The sequence below is a fragment of the Kocuria sp. TGY1127_2 genome (assembly GCF_013394385.1).
In the GTDB taxonomy this organism is placed as follows: Bacteria; Actinomycetota; Actinomycetes; order Actinomycetales; family Micrococcaceae; genus Rothia.
The window spans coordinates 2940390-2963611 of sequence record NZ_AP022834.1 but is presented as its reverse complement, the minus strand read 5'-3'; the positions used below and the strand labels follow the sequence as shown (position 1 = coordinate 2963611).

Sequence of the window (23222 nt, the reverse complement as noted above, 5' to 3'; positions counted from 1 at the left end):
TGTTCTCCTTGTATTGAGGGGACGTCCGGCACAGCCTCGGTCCCTTCCGATTCCACTCGAACTTGTCACCGCGAGACGGGCAAATCGGGCTGGAATAAGAAGGTCCGCCGAGGGCTCATCCACGGGTTGTACCCAAGTTCTCCACAACCTTGTACACAGTTGTGGATAATGTGGATAACCGTGGATGGCTCTAGCTAGCTTAGGCCATTCAGGAAGCCTTCTGAGGCCCAAATTCGCGGGAATCTGTAATCACAGCTTTGTAGTTTCCCGGCATACCGCGGGCTGTGGGCCGGCAAAAAAATTTGGGATTATCCACAGCTGTGAATCGTGGCGAGTGCACAGCATGTTGAGAGGGGCGACCTTGGGGGAAGAGAGCCCCTCAAGTGTGTGTCCTTGGTCTAGTTCACCGTTTCTCCACGGAAGTGACTTGACCAGGGTGTTGATCTGCTCGTATAGTTTGTTAGTCGTCTGCGCGTTGGACTATGCCCATATGCCGGAATCCGCCGTCTTGGGATGATCCGGAATTGGAAATGGATGTCCGACGGCGCAGGAGAACCGAAAGCGCCAATCCTCTGCCTCTTTGCATGAACATCGCCCGCAAGGACCCAGACCAGGGGTAGGCCCGAACAAACAGTCTTGGAGTTACCACAGTGAGCAAGCGGACTTTTCAGCCGAATAACCGCCGTCGTGCCAAGAAGCACGGCTTCCGTCTTCGTATGCGCACCCGCGCCGGTCGCGCCATCTTGGCTAACCGCCGGTCCAAGGGTCGCTCTTCCGTTTCGGCATAGCTGACTCCCCTGTTCAGGGGCGTCAACTGGTGCAGGTCTCCGAGGGGACCAAAATACCAAGCGCCAACCCGGTCTGCGTTGAAGGAGCCTTGACGTGCTGGCACAACAGCACAGGATGAGGACTTCTGTACAGTTCTCAATGACTACACGTTCCGGCGTCCGTAGCGGACGCCGGAACTTAGTTCTATATGTGCTCCTTACACATAACTCCTCCCCCAGCATCAGCGGATTCGTTGTATCGAAGGCCGTAGGCAACGCCGTCATGCGGAATCTCGTCAAGAGAAGACTGCGTGAGCTGGTGGCAGAAACCATCAAATGGAACCCATGCGGCATGAGTATCGTCGTCAGGGCGCTGCCGGCGTCGGCCAACGCGTCCTGGGATGATCTGGTAGGTGACTACCGGAGTGCTTGGAGCAGCATTCAGCGAAAACTTGAGGTGCCGGAATCGGGCTCGGTTCAAGCATGTGAACCAAGGCAAGCCGGTACACCGCAATGACGTGCAATCATGGCAGGGACGTCTCTATCGATCAGGTGGCTTCCGAGGAGCGTCTGTCGAACGCACCGGCGGAATACGTGCGTCCTAACGGGGCCGGTCAAGCGGTCTGGACACTTCCGCAGAATATTGCGATCGCGTTCCTTCGTTTGTATCGACGGATTATCTCGCCTTTGTATGGAGACGTCTGCCGGTATTTTCCGACCTGCTCCGCGTACGGGCTGGAAGCGATCACCGTTCACGGACTCGTCAAAGGAATGACGTTAACCGTGAGACGATTATTGAGGTGTCACCCCTGGGCAACCGGAGGGGTGGACCCCGTGCCTCCCGGGCGGCGGAGCTTCGCGCCGGGTACTGAGCCCAAGATTTTGCTGTTGAACCATCCGCCTGCGGCGGAGAACACGATGCCCCACGAGCCTCGGGGCTAGGAGTCAATTCCTGATGAACCCAATCGACATCATTCTGTGGCCCTTCAAATGGATCGTTTCCGCGGTCCTGTGGGTCTTCCACAGTTTGTTTACTGCCATTGGCATGGACCCGGCCTCCGGTTGGACATGGGTCCTCGCCATTGTGTTCATGACTTTCGTCATGCGTCTGCTGACCGTTCCGCTGTTCATGAAGCAGATCAAGTCCATGCGCGGCATGCAGGAACTGCAGCCCGAAATGGCCAAGATCCAGGCCAAGTACAAGGGCAAGAAGGATCAGCTCTCGCGTCAGGCGATGGCCCAGGAGCAGATGGCCCTGTACAAGAGCAGGGGCGCCAATCCGTTGTCCTCGTGCTTCCCGATCATCGTGCAGATGCCTGTCTTCTTCGGCTTGCTACAGGTTCTGCGTGGCGTGCCCCCGGCCTCGGGCAACCATGAAGGCATTCTGGTGCTCTCGGCTGAGATGGTGCATCAATTCAACGATGCGTACATTCTCGGGGCACCCCTCTTCTCGACCCTGACGCATCCCGGTGATGGCAACCACACGTCCACCGTCATTCTCGCGATCATCATGATCGTCGCGATGTCTCTCACCCAGTTCTTCACCCAGCGCCAACTTACTGCCAAGAACATGAGTGCGCAGGCCAAAGAATCACCCATGTACCGGCAACAGCAGATGCTCATGTATCTGTTCCCCGTCATCTTTGCCGTCGGCGGTATCAACTTCCCCCTCGGTGTTCTGGTGTACTGGACCGTCTCGAACTTCTGGGCCATGGGCCAGCAGTGGTGGGTTATCCGCAATAACCCGACTGCCGGTTCACAGGCTGAGAAGGAGCTCAACGAACGTCGCGCCGCCAAAGGACTGCCTCCCGTAGGCAAGAGTCGTGAGGAGCACGAGGCCGAACTCGAGGCCCAGCGTGAGCGTGCCCAGGGTGGCCAGCGACAGCAACCGGTGAGCAAGAACCGCCAAAAGAAGAAAAAGAAGAATTAGCGCGGCCGTGCCGGGCCTGGGAAATCTTCCGGGCCCGGCACGCTGAATTCAGGTCACGTGCGGTGCATAGGGCACCCGAACCGATGACTGCGCCGGATCCACGGTGCGGAGCAGGAGAATTCCATGGTCGAACAGAATGAGGAACGTTCCGACAAGGCAGCGGTTCCGGCTGAGGACGAGCTTCACGATCACAGCGGGCATACGGAAGATCAAGATCAGAATGGCCACGAGCCAAGCTCAGAGGCTGTGAGCGATTCCGCCGCAGGCTCCCCCGAACCCAAAGCGACCGAGGACGAGAGCGAGATCGCCGCCGACTACCTCGAAGAACTGCTGGACATCGCCGATCTGGACGGGGACATCGACATCGAAGTCCGTCAGAACCGTGCGTACCTGTCCGTGGTCACTGAGGAGAACGAGGACGACCTGGAATTGTTGGTCGGTCGCCGGGGCGAGGTTCTGGATGCGTTGCAGGAGCTCGTTCGATTATCGGTGCTGGCATCAACGGGTCAACGTTCACGACTGATTCTTGACATCGCAGGATACCGCGACCGCCGCGGAGACGAGCTGGAAACAATGGCCAAGCAAGCTATTTCTTCGGTCAAGGAAACCGGCGATGCCTACCACCTCAAGCCCCTGAGCGCGTATGAACGCAAGATCGTCCACGACCTTGTCGCCGAGAACGGACTTCACTCCGAGTCGGAAGGTGAAGGCTCCAAACGACATATCGTGGTGTCGATGAAGTCCGAGGCTCAGGATGACACCGAGGCCGCAAATTGAATTCTTCGGAGATTCAGCTTTCAAGTTCGGAACGTGAAGCCGCCCAGGCGGTTTTCGGGGAACGCATCGAATTGGCCGAGCGCTATGTCGAGCATTTGGCGACCAGCGGGATCGAGCGAGGTCTGATCGGCCCCCGTGAGATCCCCCGCCTGTGGTCCAGGCACGTGCTCAATTGTGCGGTCGTCGAAGCCCTTATCGGACGCAATTCACGCGTTGCAGACGTGGGCTCTGGTGCAGGCCTCCCCGGCCTTTGTCTGGCCATCGCACGGCCAGACCTGGAAGTTGTGCTCATCGAACCTCTCGAGCGGCGCGTCATCTGGCTGGACGAAGTCATCGAGGACTTGGGCCTGGATAACGTTGATCTGCGGCGTGGCCGGGCGGAACATTTCGTCGGAGAGATCGACGTCGATGTCGTGACTGCACGCGCGGTTTCAGCGCTCGTGGGCCTTCTGGACATGACCGTGCCCCTCCTGAGAGGAACCGGACAGCTCCTGGCGTTGAAAGGCAAGTCTGCGGAAGAGGAAATCCAAAAGGCGCAGAAGAAGCTCAACAAATATGGCGCTCGGTCGACGGAGATCCTGACGGTCGGGGAACCGATCTTGGAGCAGCCAACCACCGTAGTACAGGTCGAACTGTAACGCCCATTGATTTAGGGACTGGTTGAGTATCCACAATGACCGACAGTTCTGCTTTCGGAGAGCCTTTCCGGGTACCCTGGTGTGATGTGGAATCATGCAGCGGATTGTGAAAGGGACAATTGGTGGTAGGAAGACATAGGGCTCCCGACTCCGGGATGCCACCTAATCCGCAAGATCAATCCGAACCGGTTGTTCCCGACCAAGGTCGCCATGTTTCACATGAAACGATGGATTCCATGACGTCGCGGATCAAAATCACGGACCGCCTCAAATCCCCCGTTGCGAGAGAGCTCATGAACGAAAAGAAGCGCTGGAAGCAGCTAGCCAAGCAACCGGTCCCCCGCCCTGACCAGACTCGCGTCCTGACCATCAGTAACCAGAAGGGCGGCGTCGGGAAGACCAGCACGGCAGTGAATCTCGCGGCCGCGATGGCCGATCGTGGATTCGAAACCCTCGTTGTGGACATCGATCCCCAGGGGAACGCATCTACTGCGCTCAACATTGAGCACGGAATTGAAGTCGATTCGACCTATGACGTGCTTATTGAAGGCACAGCCATGGGCGATGTCGTTCAACAATGCCCTGACTACTCGAACCTCTATTGCCTACCGTCCAACATTGATTTGGCTGGTGCGGAAATTGAACTGGTATCTCTCGTGGCTCGAGAACAGCGGCTTGACCGCGCGCTACGTGAATACGGAACATATCGAGAGGAGCAAGGGCTCCCCCGTCTGGATTACGTATTTATCGACTGCCCACCCTCCTTGGGGTTGTTGACGATTAATGCATTCGTCGCGGCCAGGGAGGTCCTCATTCCTATCCAGTGCGAGTACTACGCCTTGGAGGGATTAAGCCAGTTGCTCAAGAACATTGAACTCGTTCAAAAGCATCTGAACCCCACACTGAGTGTGAGTACTATTCTCCTCACAATGTATGATGGACGCACCAATTTGGCCTCTCAGGTGGCTGACGAGGTGCGGCAGCATTTCCCCAATGAAGTATTGGATGCCGTCATTCCCCGTTCCGTCCGAATATCCGAGGCGCCTAGCTACCAGCAGACTGTTCTCACCTACGATCCTCATTCCACAGGTGCGTTATCCTATCTGGAAGCGGCTGTGGAGATTGCCCAACGAGGTAAGAAATAGAAGATAATCAGCAGTGAAGGCCCCGATACCTGGAGGTATCGGGGCCTTCTTTGTGTTGCTCAGGGCCGTTGACATATAGACCACAGAGCTAGTGTATTTACATGGCAGCCGGATATCGTTTCCAGTCGTGTGCATCCGGGTCGTCATAAACAGGTTTCACGTGAAACTACATATTCCTCCGAATGGATTCGGACAGAGTCGCTGTCCCTCTCCCCCGGACTGACGACCTGTTTCAGTCACCTTGAGGGTACCTAGTCCTTGCTGCATCGTTCCAGCAGAGTCGGCGTGAGCAGGAAATGGGGCCACCTCCTGGATGTGCGTAATCGGACTACGGCGGCAGAGGATTGTCGTCTAACGGAGTCAGCGTTTCACGTGAAACGGTCAAATAAGCCTGGCTGAGCAAAACCTAGGACTTGCGGACAGGCTCACGGGCTGACCGTTTCTTCAGTCTGGCACGCAGGTCAGAAATCGCCATTTCTGCAACAGATAAAATTCCCATCGAAGGCAGGCGGATTGACATTCGGATCAGTATGGAAATTATGTATGGTCCCTCCGCCGACGGAGAACTATGACAGAGTTTCACGTGAAACAGTAGTCAAAGTAGCTGTTTGTCGAAGAGCTCGAGTCTTACCCCACAGGACCTTCGTTCATACGATCGCCCCCGTTCAACAAACTGCCGTGCGTCATTGATAGACGTAGGGTCCCGAGGTTCGTAATCAGCAGGGCCTGTTTCACGTGAAACATCCAGTGGGTCAGTCCGCAAAAGGGCAGGTTGAGGAAAGGACCGAGAGGTGTATCCACGGTGCAGTACAGCACCGGCATCCGATGACCTTGAGGCCGCGAGGTAAGTGAGGAGCCTGCAACATCTATTTTTGTGCTCCACAATTATGCGCAATATCAGTCCTGGAGTCCGAGAATCGAGAGACGGGGCTATAGAATGATGTGACTACCAACAGCATCATTAAGGAGCACCGTGGCTGAGCGACGTCGTGGACTAGGTCGTGGACTGGGGTCTTTGATCCCAACGACATCTACAGAAAATTCGAGCGATGCGGTGGATATCGAACAGCCGGGAGAATCTTCTGTTGCTAAATCTGTTTCACGTGAAACATCCGCCCCTGGCGCAAGCCGGGAGGCCAGCGTTTCTGAAGACGCGCCCTTGAAAGGGGAGGACACGAAGAAGACATCAAGCCGACCTGCCCGGAGTGAGCCAAAGAATAAAGACGGGGCTTCGAATGGCGTGAACCAAACGAAGAGGACGGGAACTGGCTCGCCGAAATCCGCCAAAGATGAACCTACAAAGACGTCTCAAAACGAAGCAAACGGGACGGCAAAGAAGGCGCCAGCTAAAAAGACAACGTCTGAGGGGCGCCGGTCCGCCGCCTCGGGGGAATCTGGGGCACCCTCTTCCGGAAAGGGAAAAAATCCCTCCTCTGATGCGAAAGCGAACGGGGAAAAGGAAGGCGGCAACGGTGCACCGAATCGCAAGTCTGGTGGACCTCGGGCCGACATGGGTGCGGCCCTGAGGAAGAGCTCAGGAGGCCGGCGGCCGGTCGATTTCTTTTTTCAACCCTCGGAGAGTAATTCCAGCAGTAGCGAGGCGACTAACGAAGGTCCGAGGACACAGGACAACGATGGTGACGCCCCGTGGACACAATCTGAGGATAAGGTTTCACGTGAAACAAGGAAGCCGCAGACTGCGTCGGGTCTTGCCGAAGACCATGCCCAGCCCAGCCGTGAGGCCAATGAAGCGGACTCAAGCCTGATTCCGGTGCCGGGAGCCTATTTTGGCGAAATTCCAGTCAAGGACATTCATCCAAATAGGAAACAGCCCAGACAGGAGTTTGATGAGGACGAGATGGAAGAGCTCGTCCACTCGATTCGCGAAATTGGCTTGCTACAACCAATCGTCATCCGACCAAGCAACGAAGCGGGCGATGAAAAATACGAATTGGTGATGGGGGAGCGGCGTTGGCGAGCTACACAGCGAGCGGGTCTTGAAAAAATTCCGGCCATCGTGCGCGAGACCCAGGACGTAGATCTACTCCGCGACGCCCTGCTGGAAAACCTACATCGCAGCCAGTTGAACCCCTTGGAAGAGGCGGCAGCTTACCAGCAGCTGCTGAATGAATTCGGCACCACCCAGGATGAATTGGCTGCACGCATTGGTCGATCCCGTCCCCAGATCTCCAACACCATTCGTCTTTTGAGGCTACCTGCACTGGTTCAAAGACGAGTGGCTGCCGGCATCCTGTCCGCCGGACATGCGCGGGCACTATTGTCCCTCAGCGACCCAGCAGCCATGGAAAGGTTGGCCCAACGCATCGTGGCAGAAGGCCTCTCAGTTCGATCGGTGGAGGAGATTATTCAGTCGGGTGGGGCAGAGAAGGGTACCCAAAAGCCTCGAAAAGCCGCTACGCCCAGCCGCCACCATGAACGACTTGATTACATTGCTGACGCATTTTCGGACAAGCTGGATACGAGTGTGAAGATCAACCTTGGTGCTCGGAAGGGCAAGATGACCATCGAATTCGCTTCGGTTGACGACCTCAATCGTATTATCTCAGTGCTTGATCCGGAGATCGAGAGGGACTGAACGAACTCGGACGTCCACGACTCATTGCTTATCTGACGGCGTAATCACAAAAAATGCCCGCTTCGTTTCACGTGAAACGAAGCGGGCATTTACGTAGGTAGATCCTAGGAGAGGAAATCGGCGAATTCCTTCTCCAGTACTCCCTTAGGTTTGGCTCCGACTGAGGTCTTGGCCAGCTCTCCATCTTTGAAGACGTAGATGGCCGGGATGGAAGTAATTCCGTATTTGGCCGCGGTTTCGCCGTTCTCATCGACGTTCAACTTCACGACATCGACTTTTTCGGCATACTCCTCGGCAATTTGGTCCAGTACGGGGCCTACCTGACGGCAGGGCCCGCACCATTCGGCCCAGAAATCGACGATGACAGGGCGGTCGTTCTTGAGGACGTCCTCTTCGAATGTAGCGTCAGTAACGGCCTTGGCGTTGCTCATATCTGATCCTTTCGAGGTGGGTGGAAACTACTCGGACAACCGAGAGAATATGTAGTTACAGGGACTCCAGGTAGTGCTGGGCGTCGATGGCGGCAACGCACCCTGATCCGGCGGCAGTAATGGCCTGCCGGTACGTCGGGTCGATGACGTCGCCGGCGGCAAAGACACCTGGAACGTTGGTTTTGGAAGAACGGCCCTCCACAGCGATGGTGCCCTCGGAAGTCAATTCCAGTTGGCCCTTCACCAAATCCGTTCGCGGGTCGGAGCCGATGGCGACGAACAAGCCGTCTACCTCAAGACGTTGTGTGAGACCAGACTTCAGGTTCTCGACCTGGAGTGCCTCGGTCTTGTGCTCCCCTTCGATTCCGACCACTGCAGAGTCCCAAATAAATGTGATTTTGGGGTTGTTGAGCGCACGTTCCTGCATGATGTCGGAAGCACGGAGAGTGTCCCGCCGGTGAATCACGGTCACGCTCGAGGCGAAGTTGGTGAGGAACAGAGCCTCTTCCAACGCGGAGTCTCCACCGCCGACGACCGCAATCGGTTTTTCTTTGAAGAAGAACCCATCACACGTTGCGCACCAGCTGACACCGTGGCCCGAAAGACGGGCTTCGTCGTCGAGGCCCAATTTGCGGTATTCAGAACCGGTCGAAATGATGATGGCTTTCGCCCGGTGGACAGTGCCGTCCTGGAGAGTGATCTTCTTGACTTCTCCATCCAGCTCGACGGAGTCGACGTCTTCATACTGGATGTCTGCGCCGAACCGTTCCGCCTGCTGTTGCATGTTAGCCATGAGCTCGGGCCCTTGAATACCCTCGATGAACCCAGGGTAGTTCTCCACATCTGTGGTGGTCATGAGGTCACCTCCGGCCGCGACAGAGCTTGCGAAGACGACCGGATCCAGGTTGGCACGCGCAGCGTAGACGGCCGCCGTATATCCGGCAGGCCCGGAACCGATAATCACCACATCATGGACCTTCTCGGAGCCATGACCTTGAGGTTGTGACGTCTCGGCTTCCTGACCTTTGAGATTGATCAGGGGAGCCGCCCCCTGTGAAAAGACGCTGTCGGTCACTTATTTCCTTCCATGCGGGCCAGGCGCTGGCCAATGCGGGAGCCTCACCTCAAAGGACACTGAGGCTCTATGTTGATCTGTTGGATGAAACCTAGGGAGCCCTCAGAATATTCCGCAGGGCTATTGGGCACGGAGAATGACTCACAACCCGACCAACCCATGCCCGGAAAGCCGAACCCGGTCTACTTGACGCTGATTTCGCCCACGTGGAGGCCATAGTTGTAGCCGCCGATGGGGGAGCTGACCTGGGGAAGCTGGGTGACATAGACAATCACATACTGTGCCGACTTCGACTTGGCCTCGTCGGAGAGATCAACCGAGGTAGGACCGTTCTTGAATGAACCTTGGCCGGCCTTGGTGGCGCCATCGAGGCTGGGGGAGTCATTCGTGTAGACCGAGAACTGACCACCGGTACTCTTGGGCGCATCCACCGTTACCTGATTGACCTTGGCCGGTTCTTGCATCTGAGCGGCAAGGCCGATTCCCTTGATCAGCTGACCGAAGTTGGCATTCGAAAAACCATAACTGGTCCAGTACGTTCCCGGATTGCCGTCATTGGCTTGGCTCAAGGTGCCGTCCTGATCAGACATGAAATTCGGGTTATCGGGAATGACACGGGAAAGGTTGGCGACCTGCGGCGTTGCCGAAGAATCCGACGGAGAAGATGACTCACCGGAGGATTCCGAATTGGACTGGCCCTCCGCGGAGCTCACGGTACCGCTGGGGACCGATCCCGAGCTCGAAACGAGAGATCCGAGCTTGTTGAATCCGAAGACGACGAGGACGACCAACAGGATGACGACGATCGCCGCTGTGATCCACAAACCCGCCGAGCTTCTACGACGAGGCTCCTCGTCGTAGTACTCCTCATCCTCGTCGTAATACGGTTCCTCAGGGTCTTCTTCGTCCTCGTAATCCTCGTATTCACCGGCAGGGACGAATTCTTCTTCATCGCTGTAGTGGTACCGGTTGTCGCCGTCGTATGAACTGTCTTCCTCCCGCAACGAAGCCGCGGCGGCAGCGGAAGAACCACCCGCGACGTCGGTTGCCGCGCGATCGAACAGTGTTCCCCCGCGCTGGGAAGGACTGGAGGAACGCCGAGCGGGAGGTTCCTCTCCAAAGGCCTCATAATCAGCGTCAGTCCATTCCGTCACGGGAGCAGCGGAGTCCTCTTCATCCTGAGCAACTTCCTCCTGAGGTGACGTCTCTGTCCCCACCTGTTCGTAATCCGACGAAGGAGCCACGGGAGCGTTGCCACCCCCGAAGATCTCCCCACCGAGTTCTTCATTTTCGGAGGAAACGTCTTCCTGATTCTCCGTGAGCAGCAGATCGAGCAGATCATTCGCCCGAGCGTGAGAGGTAATCAGGTAAGTGACATCATCGGATTGGCCGAGGTCGAGCACCTGAAGGCTGCCCGAGCGGGACCCCGTCGCAATGTCACGGGCATTTTCAATGAGCAGATCACTGTGGCTCGGACTGGCCACAAGGATCGAAACCTTGCGTTCGAGGACCTGGTCTTTGCCATCCAGAACGTGGTCCTGTGCCGCGGTGGTAACAATCTGAGCGGTCACCTTGTACCGGCCACCAAGAACGGTGCCGAGTTGAATCGCCTGCGTCAAAAGTACCCCCGCGCTAATTTGGGTCGAAGTAACAGTTCGATGATACCGGCGTTCAGGCCCTTGTGGTCCGAACTACCTGCCTAGACGTGCCTTCAGAGGTTTGAGAACGCTGTCCAGCTCCCGAACGTGGAAAACTCGTAGGGCCCCGAAGTAGACCACACCCATGATCAAACCGCCGATCAGAATCGTGACAAAAGCCGTGATCTGACTGTGCCAGGCGAAGCCGCCAAAGGCTCCGCCGCCCATCAGGTGAAGAACGACGAAGCCGACGACTCCGGCGACAATCGCAGAAACGGTAACCCGAAGGTGAGTCTTGACGATGCTGGCCAGATCATAATCGCCGAGCCATCGGCGTAACCCCCGGTGAAAGAGCAACGTTGCCAATATATTCTGCATCGCGTATAGACCGGCCAGACAGAAAACAATGTATTGAGGCGGCAATTTGCCGACCGTGAATCCCAGGATGATCACGATCACCGCAGAAATCGCTTGGTTGATCAATGGTGTCTTGGCGTCTTCGTGCGCGTAGAAGGCGCGTCCCATCATGAAAGCGATGGTCAGGAACGGACCGCCGAGAGCAATCACGGAAATCACCTGGCCGATCACAGCACCTTGGGCGGGATCGCCACCACCGAAGAGCATCCCGATCGGTCCGGCATAAACGATCAGCGCCACGGCGCAGAAGATGGTCGCGACCGAAGCGACCCGAAGGCCGCGTGAAAGGGTTTCCACGAGTGAGGCGTTGTCGTTGTTGTCCGCGTAGCGGGACATTTCGTTGAAGAGCACGGTTGCGATCGACAAGCCGATGACGCCGTGGGGAAGCTGGTACAACATGGTCGACTGATCGAGCACATTGTTGCCCGCGATCGGGTGGCTGAAATCCTGTTGGGACCCCTCAGGCCTGGTGGCAATACGGGCCAAGAAGAGGAAAGAAAGATTCGCAACGACGCCCGTTGCTAGGGTCCAGCTGCCGATACGAGCCGCCGTTCCCAGTCCGATGCCCCGCCAGCCGAGTTTGATACCGAGGCCTAGTTTCAATGCCTTGAGCGGAATAAACAGAATCAGGGCTTGTGCCATGACGCCGATCGTCGCCATTCCCGCAAGCCAAAATGTTTTCTCCCCGCTCCAGTTGGAGGGGTCATGATGCGCTGTACCCCAGGATCCGAACAAGCCTATGAACACCAGCAGCGAGGCGATCGCGACCACGTTGTTGAGAACAGGAGCCCACATGTAGGCGCCGAAAGCGCCGCGAGCGTTGAGGATCTGGCCGACTACCGTATACAGGCCGTAGAAGAAGATCTGCGGGAAGCACCACAGGGCGAATGTCGTCCCGAAGTCGATCTTTTCCTGGGACCAGTCGTTGGCCATGATGCTGATGATCGGGCGCGCGCAGAGGACGACGATTGCCGTAATGACAAACAAGCCGATGATGGCCAGGGACAGCAATCGGGAAATGTAGTCGGCGCCGCCGTCCGGCTTCTTGGACGCCTTGATGATCTGGGGAACCAGGACCGCGTTGAATACGCCTGCCGCGACGAGCACGTAGATCAAGTTCGGCAGTGTATTGGCGAGGGCGAAGACGTTACCGGTCGTCGTCGAGGCGCCAATAGCGATGGCCAAGAGCATGGTCTTGACGAAGCCCAGGAGGCGAGAAACCATCGTTCCCGCGGCCATAATGGCGCTAGATCGAGCACCAGTTCGTGCCATATTTGCTAAGCCCTATCGATGAAGTTTGGGATCGGCACCGGCCCGGAACCCAGCCCACACGGTTCTAGATCTGGTGGATGATGTATTCCCGAGCGATATCCGCAATCCTACGTTCGTTCGGAAACGAGAGTTTACGCCCCAAGTCGTCGATGTTGGACCAGGCGACGTCGATGGCCTCGTGATCCGGGTCCTTCTCCGTAGTCAGATACCCGCCCGTAGCTTCCAACAAGAAGTGGTGCACGGTCTTGTGGACGCGGTGCCCGGAAACCGTGAACCAATAATCAATGGAGCCCAAGGGTGCCAGCACATTTCCCGCGATGCCCGTCTCCTCTTCGATCTCTCGACAGGCGGCCTCCTCATTGGTCTCCTGACCCTCGGGATGGCCTTTGGGGAGGCACCATTCCAGACGTCCGCCACGGTTGATGCGGGCAATGATCGCTACGGGTTGCCCAGAGGTCTTCAGATCGACGACTATGCCCCCGGCAGAGACTTCTTCCACCGTGGGCAAGGGGGAAGGCGGGGTGAAAGCCCGCTTCTTCGGTGCCCGGGGTACTGGAAAAGTCATATGTCCACCTTACAGAGTTACTCCTTGACACGTGCTGAGAGCACGAGTGTGTGACCTAGACTCCGGGGTCATGTCCGCGCTTCGACCCCACTGATGCCGCGGTTTTCTGGCACGCTTTAAGGACTATGGTTAACCTCTTTGACAGCTCCTCAATTCACCCCGCAGCTCTGGACCTCGGAAAACTCTTCGAGGATCGGGGTTTTGAGCTGTCCCTGGTGGGTGGCCCCGTGAGGGATCTGTTCCTTGGATCGGCCGCGCTGGACCTGGACTTCACAACCAACGCGACACCGGATGAGACGCTCGACGTCGCCCGAGAATGGGCCGATGCCCACTGGGAGATCGGCAGGGCCTTTGGAACCATCGGGTTGCGCAAAAGTGACGCGATGATCGAGGTGACAACCTACAGGGCCGAGGCATACGACCCCGATTCCCGGAAACCGACGGTGGCATTCGCCAGGAGACTCGAGGACGACCTCTTCCGGCGAGACTTCACCATCAACTCCATGGCCTTGCGACTGCCAAGTCTTGAACTCGTGGACCCGTACGGCGGCATTCAGGACCTTTCGGCCAATATTCTGCGGACGCCGGGTACTCCCGAGGACTCTTTCTCCGATGACCCTCTTCGCATGATGAGAGCCGCGAGATTCGTTTCCCGGCTCGACATCGACCCGGCGCCGGAATTGGTTGCGGCGATGACGGATATGGCTGCTCGAATCGACATCATTTCCGCCGAGCGTGTGCGGGATGAACTGATCAAGTTGATCGTTGGCAAGAACCCGCGGCGCGGAGTCGAACTGCTGGTGAGCACCGGCCTTGCTGACTATGTTCTTCCCGAAGTGCCTGCCCTGCAGCTGGAGACTGACGCCCAACACCACCACAAGGATGTCTACGAACACTCCCTCACAGTGCTGATGCAGGCGAAGGATTTGGAGACTGACGATGACGGCCCGGTTCCGTCACCAGACTTCACTTTGCGTTTCGCCGCGCTCATGCATGACATCGGCAAACCGGGTACCCGGAAGCTCGAAGACAATGGCACGGTCAGTTTCCGACACCACGACGTCGTCGGCTCCAAACTGGTCAAGAAAAGGATGCGCGCTCTGCGTTTCGACAACGAGACGATCAAGAACGTTGCCCGCCTGATCGAACTCCACATGCGCTTTTACGGATACGGGGACGCCGGATGGAGCGATTCCGCAGTTCGACGCTACGTTCGCGATGCGGGCGACCAGCTGGAGAGGCTCCATAGGCTGACCCGCTCCGATGTGACGACCCGGAACAAGAAGAAGGCCCAACGGCTCGGCCGCGCGTACAACGACCTGGAACGGCGGATTTCCGAATTGGCCGAACAGGAAGAACTGGAAGCCATGCGACCGGACCTGGATGGTCAGCAGATCATGGATATTCTGGGCATTGCACCGGGACCTATGGTCGGCAAGGCATATAATTTTCTCCTGAATGTGCGGCTGGATGAGGGGAAGCTCGGTGAGGACGAGGCTGAGCGTCGCCTGAAGAAATGGTGGGCGGAACAGAACCGCGGCGGCCAGGAAATGGCTTAGCGCTCTACAGCTTGATCGCCTGAAACGGCAGAGAGTTTTCTCGGGATGGGGGCGTGTTCGGTCTTTTCGGGGTTTCCTCAGGAGTACAGCCAGCTCTACCCACATTCATACTCTGGTATGAAATCGCCCTCGTTGCTTGAGTTTTCAGGGAACGAGGAGGAATTTGCTTATAGGGTGGGGTGAGACGACGTTAGACCCGGGCTCTCCGGGTTAGGAAGGAGCCACCATGATCGAGGTCTCTGGCCTCTCCAAGCAGTATGGGTCCAAGCGCGCCGTTGACAACGTTTCTTTCACGGTTCAGCCGGGAAAAGTCACAGGGTTCCTCGGGCCGAACGGCGCCGGTAAATCCACAACGATGCGTATGATCCTCGGGCTTGAGAAACCCACAACGGGCAGTGCCCTTGTGGACGGTAAAAAGTACAGTCATTTGTCTTCGCCGCTGACCTCGGTCGGTGCGCTGCTCGAGGCACGTGCAGTCCATCCCCGGCGCAGCGGTGTCAACCATCTCCGTGCTTTGGCCCGCACTCACGGCATTCCGAATTCCCGTGTGGACGAAGTCATCGAAATCACCGGGTTGAGCAGCGCCGCGAAGAAGAAGGTTGGCGGCTATTCACTCGGTATGGGCCAGCGTCTCGGAATTGCCACGGCGATTCTCGGCGATCCCAGCACCGTCATTTTGGACGAACCGGTCAATGGTCTCGACCCCGAGGGTGTCATTTGGGTGCGCCAGATGGCGCGGTTCCTCGCTTCCGAGGGAAAGACCGTCTTCCTGTCCTCCCACTTGATGTCGGAAATGTCCCAGACTGCGGACCACCTGATCGTGATCGGGCAGGGCAAAGTCCTCGCGGACCAGCCGTTGAAGGAATTCCTCAATCAAACCGGCGAGGATCACGTTCTGGTTCGCACCGACAATCCGGAAAGTTTCGCGGAGGCCCTTCGACAGGATCAGGTAGCAGTCCAGAAGCAGGACGACGACGCCCTCCTCGTGAGCGCCAACGGCCGTGAGGTCGCTCAGCGTGCTCAGTCCCAGGGTGTCTTGCTGTGGGAGATCACTCCCCAGAAGGCCAGCCTGGAGCAGGTGTACATGTCCATGACCAGCGATTCGGTCGAGTACCGCTCTTCCGATCCGAATGCGGGTCTTGGCTCGGCGGCGGCCGGTTCGGTCGCAGACTCCGGCTCCGAAAGTGACCGGGCATCGGGCGGTGCACACACCGCGTCCAACCCGACGGTCGCTCCCGCCACCCAGGATGACGGCTACGAACCTGCCCACTCCACCGAACAGGCGACCCCCTGGAATCAGGAGGAGAAGTAAGCAATGAGCTCCACTGTAGAAACACATAATGCGCGGGCCGCTGAGCCCGCGCGCTCAAAAACTCCTAAGTACAAGTTGTCCTTCCTCGGTGTTCTGAGATCAGAGGCGCTCAAATTCCGTACCTTGGTATCCAGCTGGGTGCTGATGATCATTACGGCGCTGATCATGATCGGTTTCGCCGCGCTGACCGCGGTCCAGGCCAAGGACTATGCGGACTCGTTGCATGACGCCATGACCAAGGGTAAAGAGATCCCCCAGTACTATCTGCAACTAGGTGACCCGGCCGAATTCGCACGCCAGGCAGTGGATTCGGGATACGTCTTCGGTTACATCATTCTTGCGTCGATGGCCGTGGTCTTCATTGCCTCAGAATTCGGCACGAAGTCGGTCATTTCGACCCTGACTGCGGCGCCCAAACGCGGAATGGTCTATGTGGCCAAGACCGTCCAGATCACACTCATCGCAGCGATCACAGCGATCGTCTCCGGTGTCCTGGCATGGGCGGTGAGCCAGTGGGTGCTCTCGACGTCGGACATGAATATCACGTTCGGTCTCTTCGAGGAACAGACCCTGATGAATATCCTCGGCCTGATCCTCGTGTTCGTGCTGACTGCATGGATGGGCATCGGCATCGGTGCGATTATTCGGAATAACGCGGGAGCAATCGTCATTCTGGTTGTTCTACTGTTCATCCTTCCGCTCCTTCTGATGCCGTTCCAGTGGGAATGGGTTCGGGACTTCCAGAGCTACATTCCGTCTGCGCTGACGGCCAACCTGACCAACCCCCTCGAACCGATGCAGGACCCGAAGTACGTTGCTTCCGGTGCCTGGTACGCGGTCTGGTGCGTCGTCCCGCTGATTCTGGGGTATTTCTCCTTCACCCAGCGCGACCCGAAGTAAACCGAGGTACCGGCGAAAGCGTCGGAATCTCACGAGCAATGGCGACGGGACCAACCCGTCGCCATTGCTGTATCTCTGTACACATGCGGACAGTGAACGACCGATCCAGGTTCAATTTTCAAGCGATACGCTGGTGACGCGACCAAAATCTTTACGGAGGAGGGCTATGAGCCACCCGAGGCCCGAACACCACACGCCGCAATACATGAGCGGAGGGCACAATCCAGGACCGGTCTACGTGGTGAGGAAAAGCGTGATCCTCTCCTACGTCCTGTGGTTTTTCCTGGGGATTTTCGGAATCCACAAGTTCTACCTCCGGGCGCCGTTCATGGGGATCTTCTACCTGATCCTCCACGGCCTGGGCTGGTTGCTGGCCCCGGTCATCGTCGGATACTTCTTCTTCATCCTTTTGGGATTGTTGATGTTCATCGACTTGTTCACGATCCCTTTCAGGGTCGGGATCATCAATGCGAGTGAGACGGCACGGATCAACAACAACCGACGGTTCTAGCCGGACGGGAGCGGCCTTCTCCGAAGCGGTACCGCTTTACGGCGCGGCGTCGTGAATTGGGTCCCACCATGGGTGCCAGGGAACGGCACGTGCTGTAAACTTGGTCAAGCCTATGCCGACTCGGACAATCCCCGAGCGCGTAGGCAACGCACAAGCGAACCTCCTGCTACGGAAATACCGTAGCCGCCAAAGACCAAAGGAGGTGGGTTCAAACATGCGTGAATACGAACTCATGGCCATCATCAACCCCGAGGTTGACGATCGCGCCGTTGAGCCGACCCTCAACAAGTTCCTTGAAGTTGTCCGCAATGGCAACGGCACCATCGAGAACATCGACATCTGGGGTCGTCGCCGACTGGCCTATGAGATCCAGAAGAAGTCCGAAGGCATCTACGCCGTCGTCAACTTCACTGCTGAGCCCGATGTTGCCAAGGAACTGGACCGCGTTCTGAACTTGAACGAGTCCATCATGCGCACCAAGATCATCCGCCCGGAAGAGCAGAAGATCTCCTAAAGTTTCCACAAATTCGCCGGATTCGGCCCTTCCGGGTCGTCACCGGTGCTTGACTGGAAACAATATTCAATACGACTCAGGAGGTCATGATGGCTGGAGAAACCATCATCACGGTTGTCGGAAACCTCACCGCCGACCCTGAACTGCGGTTCACCCCCTCGGGTGCTGCAGTCGCGAACTTCACGATCGCCTCGACTCCGCGCGTTTTCGATCGTCAGAGCGGCGAGTGGAAGGACCAGGAAGCCCTGTTCCTTCGTTGCTCGATCTGGCGTGAGGCTGCGGAAAATGTTGCCGAATCCCTGACCAAGGGACAACGTGTCATCGCACAGGGTCGACTCAAAGCTCGGTCGTATGAAACCAAGGAGGGCGAACGCCGCACCTCAATGGAGCTGGACGTCGATGACATCGGCCCCTCGCTCCGTTTCGCCACAGCGTCGGTCAATCGCAACCAGCGCTCCGGAGGAGGAAACTTCGGAGGCAGCCAGGGCGGGCCCGGTGGAAATAACTTCAACCAGGGCAACGACGCGGGCGGTAACCAGGGAGGTTTCGGAGGCAACTCCGGAGGCTCCAATGGGTACGGCGGCAATGGATTCAACCAGGGCAATTCGCGAGGCGGCCAGCAGGCGCCCGCAGCGGATCCTTGGGGCCAGAACTCCGGAGGAAATTACGACTGGAGTGCTGGTCAGGACGACGAACCGCCGTTCTAAACCGGAGCGCACCCTCCGCATCATTTATTAACCCATCCCGCGGTGTGAAACCTGCGGGCTCCACAACAATTAAGGAGCACCACGATGGCTAAGGCTGAAATTCGCAAGCCCAAACCAAAGCAGAACCCGCTCAAGGCTGCTGAAGTCACCGAGATCGATTACAAAGACGTCGCTCTCCTGCGCAAGTTCATCTCCGACCGCGGCAAGATCCGTGCGCGTCGCGTCACCGGCGTGACCGTGCAGGAACAGCGCAAAATCGCACAGGCTATCAAGAACGCCCGCGAAGTTGCTCTGTTGCCCTACTCCGGCGCTGGCCGCTAAAGAGAAGGAGAGTAGAAGAACATGGCAAAGATCATTCTGACTCAGGAAGTCAACGGCCTCGGTGCCGCTGGCGACGTTGTTGAGGTCAAGGACGGCTACGCGCGTAACTACCTTCTGCCCCGCGGCTTCGCCGTGGTGTGGAGCAAGGGAGGCGAGCGCCAGATCGAGTCGATCCGTCAGGCTCGTTCCGCACGTGCGCAGCACAACCTCGAGGACGCACAGGCTCAAGCGGAGAAGCTCTCCGCAGCAACCGTGAGCGTTCCGGTCAAGGCTGGTGCAGAGGGTCGCCTCTTCGGCACCGTCAAGCCCGCCGCAATTGCGGACGCGATCGAGGCCGCTGGTCTCGGCTCCGTCGACAAGCGCGCCGTGACCATCGAGAACAACATCAAGAGGACCGGCCGCCACGTTGTGGCCGTTCGTCTTCATGAAGACGTTGTTGCAAGCGTCGAGCTGGACGTCGTCGCGTCCTAGTTCCATGAGCGGGGGTCGCGGGCGCCTGCATTAAAGCGCCGCAAACCCCGCATCATGTGATGCCCGGCATCTCCCCGCGGGAGATGCCGGGCATCGTTGTATAACCGGTCCGCAAGGGCAAAGCTCGCCCTAAGAATCCCGTGAAAAGATGAGGTTATGGCGCATAGTGAGAATCAGACCGACTGGGACACGATGTGGGACGAGGCGAGCGACGACGCCCGTGCGGAGGGGGCCCGAGGTCGTTTCGCGTGGAACGGCCGAAAGAGGAAACGCTTGGACTGGTTGCCGAGCACCAAGCTGCTGGTCATAGCCACTGCGTTTTGGATCGGCGCGATCCTGTTGATTGTCCTCGGATTCGTTGCCGGTAACACCGGAACCAACTCATTCGTTCTCGGGTTCTTTCTGGTATGCCTGGTCGTTTCCTCGATTGCAGGAGCGTTCGCAAGTTTTCTCTCCCTCTTTGGGCTGTTCAAGTACAGACGCCGCAAGATCCTCAACCTGTTGCTTCTGATCATCTCGATCGTGACCAACCCGCTCATCCTGATCATGGTCGCCACGACCGGGGTCGCCTGAGGACTGGGCGAGAGGAAATAGCCATGACACGTATCGTGATCGCTTGCGACAAGTTCAAAGGATCGGCCACGGCATCCGATATCTCCGGTGCATTAAGCCGCGGGATTGTTGGTGATCTGGGCCCGGGTGTAAACATCGTGCCGGTTCCCGTGGCAGACGGGGGAGACGGAACCATAGATGCCGCATTGTCTATATCCTATAAAAAGCATATATGTTGCGTTTCCGGCCCGTATGGCGTCCCCACGGAGGCTGCATACGCTTTCGACCCCGTCAGCCGGACCGCGGTCCTCGAGGTGGCCGAAGCCTGCGGGCTTCGACTGGTGGATGCTCACGGGGTCGACTCCGGGGCCATTGACGGCACCACCGCCAGGACGGACGGCGTAGGCCAGCTCATCTCAGCCGCTTTGGACCAAGGCGCTCGTAAGATCATTCTGGGGCTGGGCGGAAGTGCCACCTCCGATGGCGGCGCAGGCATGCTCGCCGCTCTGGGCGCACGGTTGCTCACCCGAGAGGGAGCACCCGTTGATCCGAGTGGTGCCGGCCTGGCCGAGATCGCGTCCGTCACGTTGGAGGGCTTGGACGATCGGATAGCAGAGACCGAATTCATCATCGCCTCTGACGTCACCAATCCGCTCTGCGGAGCCGAAGGGGCCGCGGCGGTCTACGGGCCGCAGAAGGGTGTAGGAGAGGACCAGGTTCCGGCCCTGGATGCTGCCCTAGGTCGGTATGCCGAGCTCATCGAGGAAGCGATGGGGGCACAGCCCGGGGCCTTCTCTTCGATTTCGGGAGCAGGAGCTGCAGGCGGTCTTGGTTTCGCCTCGACTGCGGTCCTCGGCGGCGCGATGCAGTCTGGCGCCGATCTGGTCCTTGACCTGGTGGGGTTCGACGACGCTCTCAAGGGTGCGGATCTCGTGATTACTGGGGAGGGACGGTTCGATTCTCAGACCCTCCAAGGAAAGGCGCCCGCCCGAGTATCCGAGCGGGCTCGCGAGGCCGGGGTGAGAACCGTCGCAGTGTGCGGAACATCGGACCTATCCGATCAGCAAGTTCGTTCCGTCGGGATCGAAGAGCTCTTCGCGCTGACCGATGTGGACCCGGATGTCCGGCGCTGCATTGCCGACCCGCTTCCGCTCATGGAGGACCTGGGACGGAAAATAGCCACAAGGCTCTAGGGCGCGAACGGTAGACTACTTGTGGATAACTTGGGTGCAACGGGTTGATTTCGAACCTTCAACCCTCAAGTGAGAGGTGAGTCTAGGGAAGGATGTCGATAGTTATACACAGGCTGTGGGCGTCTATTTCCGCGAGATTCCGGGCTTCGAGTCTTGCTATCTTGAATTACCCACAGGGTTGTCCCCAATACCTCCACAACACGAAGAGCTTTATGCACAAGTTATCCACAGGGCTAAGATTCCTTGGGGGAGAAGAGGGATTTCGAAGCCTCGACCGTATCCATATTTTCTGGCGGATGGGACGGGTTCTCGTCCCGGAACACCTGAGAATCCGGCGAACAACGCCCCAGCACTGCACAGAGATTCCGGCAGCATGAAGACCAACCGAGTACGTAGTCTTGGCCGTACCGGCCGAGAAGAGGAGACCAACATCGATGTCTGAAGCGGTCCAGGAACAGGATTTCGGGCGCACCCCGCCCCAGGACAATGTCGCTGAGCAGTCTGTGCTCGGTGGCATGATGCTGTCCAAGGACGCCATCGCCGACGTCGTCGAAGTACTACGCGGCGTGGATTTCTATCGCCCGGCGCACGAGTCCATATACGACGCGATTATCGACCTTTACGGCAAGGGGGAGCCCGCCGACGCCATCACGGTCGCTGACGAACTGACCAAGCGCAGTGAATTAAGTCGTGTGGGCGGGGCCGCCTATCTCCACACCCTGATATCTTCGGTGCCCACCGCCGCAAACGCCGGATTCTATGCCGATATCGTTCGAGAACGGGCTGTACTGCGGCGGCTCGTCGAAGCCGGTACCAAAATCGTCCAATTGGGCTATTCGCAAGATGGCGAGGTCGACGACGTCGTCAACCAGGCCCAGGCCGAGGTCTATCAGGTTGCCGAGAGAAGAACTTCCGAGGACTACGTGATCCTCAAGGACATCATCGGTGAGACGGTCGAAGAGATCGAAGCCAATGGGGACAAGACCGACGGCATGCAGGGCGTGCCGACGGGATTCTACGAGCTGGATGAACTCACACACGGTTTGATGGGCGGCCAGATGATCGTCGTCGCGGCACGACCCGCCGTGGGCAAGTCAACGCTCGCCTTGGACATTGCGCGGTCGGCCTCCATCCACCACAGCATGGCCAGCGTGATTTTCTCTTTGGAGATGTCCCGCAACGAGATCGCAATGCGTCTCTTGTCCGCCGAGGCGTCCTTGAATCTTTCCGACCTGCGCCGAGGTTCTCTGGAAGACAGCCAGTGGTCGAAGATTGCCGAGGTCATGGGGCGAATGGACAAGTCTCCGCTGTTCATTGACGATTCGCCGAATATGTCCATGATGGAGATCCGTGCCAAGTGCCGCCGTCTGAAGCAGAAGAACAATCTTCAGTTGGTGGTCCTGGACTACTTGCAGCTCATGTCCTCGGGCAAACGCGTTGAATCCCGTCAGCAGGAGGTCTCGGAGTTCTCGCGTTCGCTGAAACTCCTTGCGAAAGAACTCGAGGTTCCGGTGATTGCGCTGTCGCAGCTTAACCGTGGTTCGGAACAGCGCAATGACAAGAAACCCATGATTTCGGATCTTCGTGAGTCCGGTTCGATCGAGCAGGACGCCGACATGGTCATCCTCCTGCACCGTGAGGACATCTACGACAAAGAGTCACCGCGTGCCGGCGAGGCCGACGTGATCGTGGCGAAGCACCGTAACGGTCCGACCAAGACCATTACCGTCGCCTTCCAGGGCCACTACTCCAGGTTCGCGAATATGGCCAACGATGGGAGCGGGTTCTAGGTAAATGACCTACACTGTGTGACCCAGCCACACGGTTGCATACGACGACCGCGACGCGTCGAATAGACAGATTTCCCAGACTATTGGTCTGGCTCCCAATCGCAGGCTGGAAGCGAGGTGCAGAACGTCGAAGCAACGAAGT

Annotated in this window: 24 protein-coding genes; 19 read left to right on the top strand and 5 right to left on the bottom strand. The window is 57.9% G+C overall.

Going from position 1 to position 23222, the window contains the following annotated elements:
• The first annotated feature begins 650 nt into the window (after window positions 1–650).
• The 8 genes from rpmH (at window position 651) to sake_RS13095 (ending at window position 7853) form a co-directional block, all read left to right on the top strand.
• Window positions 651–788, top strand: coding sequence for a 50S ribosomal protein L34 (gene rpmH / locus sake_RS13130; protein WP_129358273.1), 138 nt, complete (start codon window positions 651–653; stop codon window positions 786–788).
• A gap of 94 nt (window positions 789–882) precedes the next feature.
• On the top strand, window positions 883–1284 hold the full coding sequence (gene rnpA, locus sake_RS13125) for a ribonuclease P protein component (protein WP_129358272.1): 402 nt from the start codon (window positions 883–885) through the stop codon (window positions 1282–1284).
• The gene (yidD, locus tag sake_RS13120) at window positions 1281–1709 is read left to right on the top strand and encodes a membrane protein insertion efficiency factor YidD (RefSeq protein WP_129358271.1); all 429 of its coding nucleotides are present in this window, start codon (window positions 1281–1283) and stop codon (window positions 1707–1709) included. Before rnpA ends, yidD begins: the two co-directional genes overlap by 4 nt.
• A gap of 13 nt (window positions 1710–1722) precedes the next feature.
• Window positions 1723–2697, top strand: a complete 975-nt coding sequence (gene yidC / locus sake_RS13115) for a membrane protein insertase YidC (RefSeq protein ID WP_129358270.1) — start codon at window positions 1723–1725, stop codon at window positions 2695–2697.
• A 123-nt stretch (window positions 2698–2820) separates the two neighbouring features.
• Window positions 2821–3474, top strand: a complete 654-nt coding sequence (locus sake_RS13110) for a R3H domain-containing nucleic acid-binding protein (RefSeq protein WP_129358269.1) — start codon at window positions 2821–2823, stop codon at window positions 3472–3474.
• Window positions 3471–4112 carry a 16S rRNA (guanine(527)-N(7))-methyltransferase RsmG gene (gene rsmG, locus sake_RS13105; RefSeq protein ID WP_129358268.1) on the top strand — a complete coding sequence of 214 codons (642 nt, stop codon included), beginning with the start codon at window positions 3471–3473 and terminating at the stop codon, window positions 4110–4112. Before sake_RS13110 ends, rsmG begins: the two co-directional genes overlap by 4 nt.
• Window positions 4113–4339: 227 nt before the next feature.
• Window positions 4340–5257 carry a ParA family protein gene (locus sake_RS13100; RefSeq protein ID WP_305798355.1) on the top strand — a complete coding sequence of 306 codons (918 nt, stop codon included), beginning with the start codon at window positions 4340–4342 and terminating at the stop codon, window positions 5255–5257.
• A gap of 973 nt (window positions 5258–6230) precedes the next feature.
• Complete coding sequence (locus sake_RS13095) at window positions 6231–7853, top strand: ParB/RepB/Spo0J family partition protein (RefSeq protein WP_371811900.1); 1623 nt, start codon at window positions 6231–6233, stop codon at window positions 7851–7853.
• Window positions 7854–7957: 104 nt separating this feature from the next.
• On the opposite strand, the gene trxA is transcribed toward sake_RS13095, so the two are convergent.
• From trxA to sake_RS13070, 5 genes are all read right to left on the bottom strand, one after another.
• Window positions 7958–8284 carry a thioredoxin gene (gene trxA, locus sake_RS13090; protein ID WP_129358267.1) on the bottom strand — a complete coding sequence of 109 codons (327 nt, stop codon included), beginning with the start codon at window positions 8282–8284 and terminating at the stop codon, window positions 7958–7960.
• Between the two features lie 55 nt (window positions 8285–8339).
• Window positions 8340–9323 (bottom strand): thioredoxin-disulfide reductase, encoded by a 984-nt coding sequence (gene trxB, locus sake_RS13085; RefSeq protein ID WP_371811988.1) that lies wholly within the window; start codon window positions 9321–9323, stop codon window positions 8340–8342.
• 218 nt (window positions 9324–9541) lie between these two features.
• Window positions 9542–10930 carry a hypothetical protein gene (locus sake_RS13080; protein ID WP_178946232.1) on the bottom strand — a complete coding sequence of 463 codons (1389 nt, stop codon included), beginning with the start codon at window positions 10928–10930 and terminating at the stop codon, window positions 9542–9544.
• 120 nt (window positions 10931–11050) lie between these two features.
• Complete coding sequence (gene murJ / locus sake_RS13075; protein WP_129358264.1) at window positions 11051–12685, bottom strand: murein biosynthesis integral membrane protein MurJ; 1635 nt, start codon at window positions 12683–12685, stop codon at window positions 11051–11053.
• A 64-nt stretch (window positions 12686–12749) separates the two neighbouring features.
• Window positions 12750–13250, bottom strand: a complete 501-nt coding sequence (locus sake_RS13070; protein ID WP_129358263.1) for an NUDIX hydrolase — start codon at window positions 13248–13250, stop codon at window positions 12750–12752.
• Window positions 13251–13375: 125 nt separating this feature from the next.
• On the opposite strand from sake_RS13070, the gene sake_RS13065 reads away from it, so the two are divergent.
• From sake_RS13065 to dnaB, 11 genes are all read left to right on the top strand, one after another.
• Window positions 13376–14809 carry a CCA tRNA nucleotidyltransferase gene (locus sake_RS13065; RefSeq protein WP_178946231.1) on the top strand — a complete coding sequence of 478 codons (1434 nt, stop codon included), beginning with the start codon at window positions 13376–13378 and terminating at the stop codon, window positions 14807–14809.
• 226 nt (window positions 14810–15035) lie between these two features.
• The gene (locus sake_RS13060) at window positions 15036–16121 is read left to right on the top strand and encodes an ABC transporter ATP-binding protein (RefSeq protein ID WP_129358261.1); all 1086 of its coding nucleotides are present in this window, start codon (window positions 15036–15038) and stop codon (window positions 16119–16121) included.
• A 3-nt stretch (window positions 16122–16124) separates the two neighbouring features.
• Window positions 16125–17021: an ABC transporter permease subunit gene (locus tag sake_RS13055; RefSeq protein WP_178946230.1), complete on the top strand. Its 897-nt coding sequence runs from the start codon at window positions 16125–16127 to the stop codon at window positions 17019–17021.
• Window positions 17022–17187: 166 nt separating this feature from the next.
• Window positions 17188–17532, top strand: a complete 345-nt coding sequence (locus sake_RS13050; protein WP_129358259.1) for a TM2 domain-containing protein — start codon at window positions 17188–17190, stop codon at window positions 17530–17532.
• 214 nt (window positions 17533–17746) lie between these two features.
• On the top strand, window positions 17747–18046 hold the full coding sequence (gene rpsF / locus sake_RS13045; RefSeq protein WP_129358258.1) for a 30S ribosomal protein S6: 300 nt from the start codon (window positions 17747–17749) through the stop codon (window positions 18044–18046).
• 89 nt (window positions 18047–18135) lie between these two features.
• A complete protein-coding gene (locus sake_RS13040) occupies window positions 18136–18753 on the top strand; it encodes a single-stranded DNA-binding protein (protein WP_129359351.1) in 618 nt (205 codons plus the stop codon).
• 84 nt (window positions 18754–18837) lie between these two features.
• Entirely contained in the window at window positions 18838–19074 is a 237-nt protein-coding gene (gene rpsR / locus sake_RS13035) for a 30S ribosomal protein S18 (protein ID WP_048680746.1), read from the top strand.
• Window positions 19075–19095: 21 nt separating this feature from the next.
• A complete protein-coding gene (rplI, locus tag sake_RS13030) occupies window positions 19096–19545 on the top strand; it encodes a 50S ribosomal protein L9 (protein WP_129358257.1) in 450 nt (149 codons plus the stop codon).
• A 156-nt stretch (window positions 19546–19701) separates the two neighbouring features.
• Window positions 19702–20118 (top strand): hypothetical protein, encoded by a 417-nt coding sequence (locus tag sake_RS13025; RefSeq protein ID WP_129358256.1) that lies wholly within the window; start codon window positions 19702–19704, stop codon window positions 20116–20118.
• Window positions 20119–20141: 23 nt separating this feature from the next.
• Complete coding sequence (locus sake_RS13020) at window positions 20142–21290, top strand: glycerate kinase (protein ID WP_243155703.1); 1149 nt, start codon at window positions 20142–20144, stop codon at window positions 21288–21290.
• 434 nt (window positions 21291–21724) lie between these two features.
• Window positions 21725–23080, top strand: a complete 1356-nt coding sequence (dnaB, locus tag sake_RS13015) for a replicative DNA helicase (protein ID WP_129358255.1) — start codon at window positions 21725–21727, stop codon at window positions 23078–23080.
• Window positions 23081–23222: the final 142 nt, after the last annotated feature.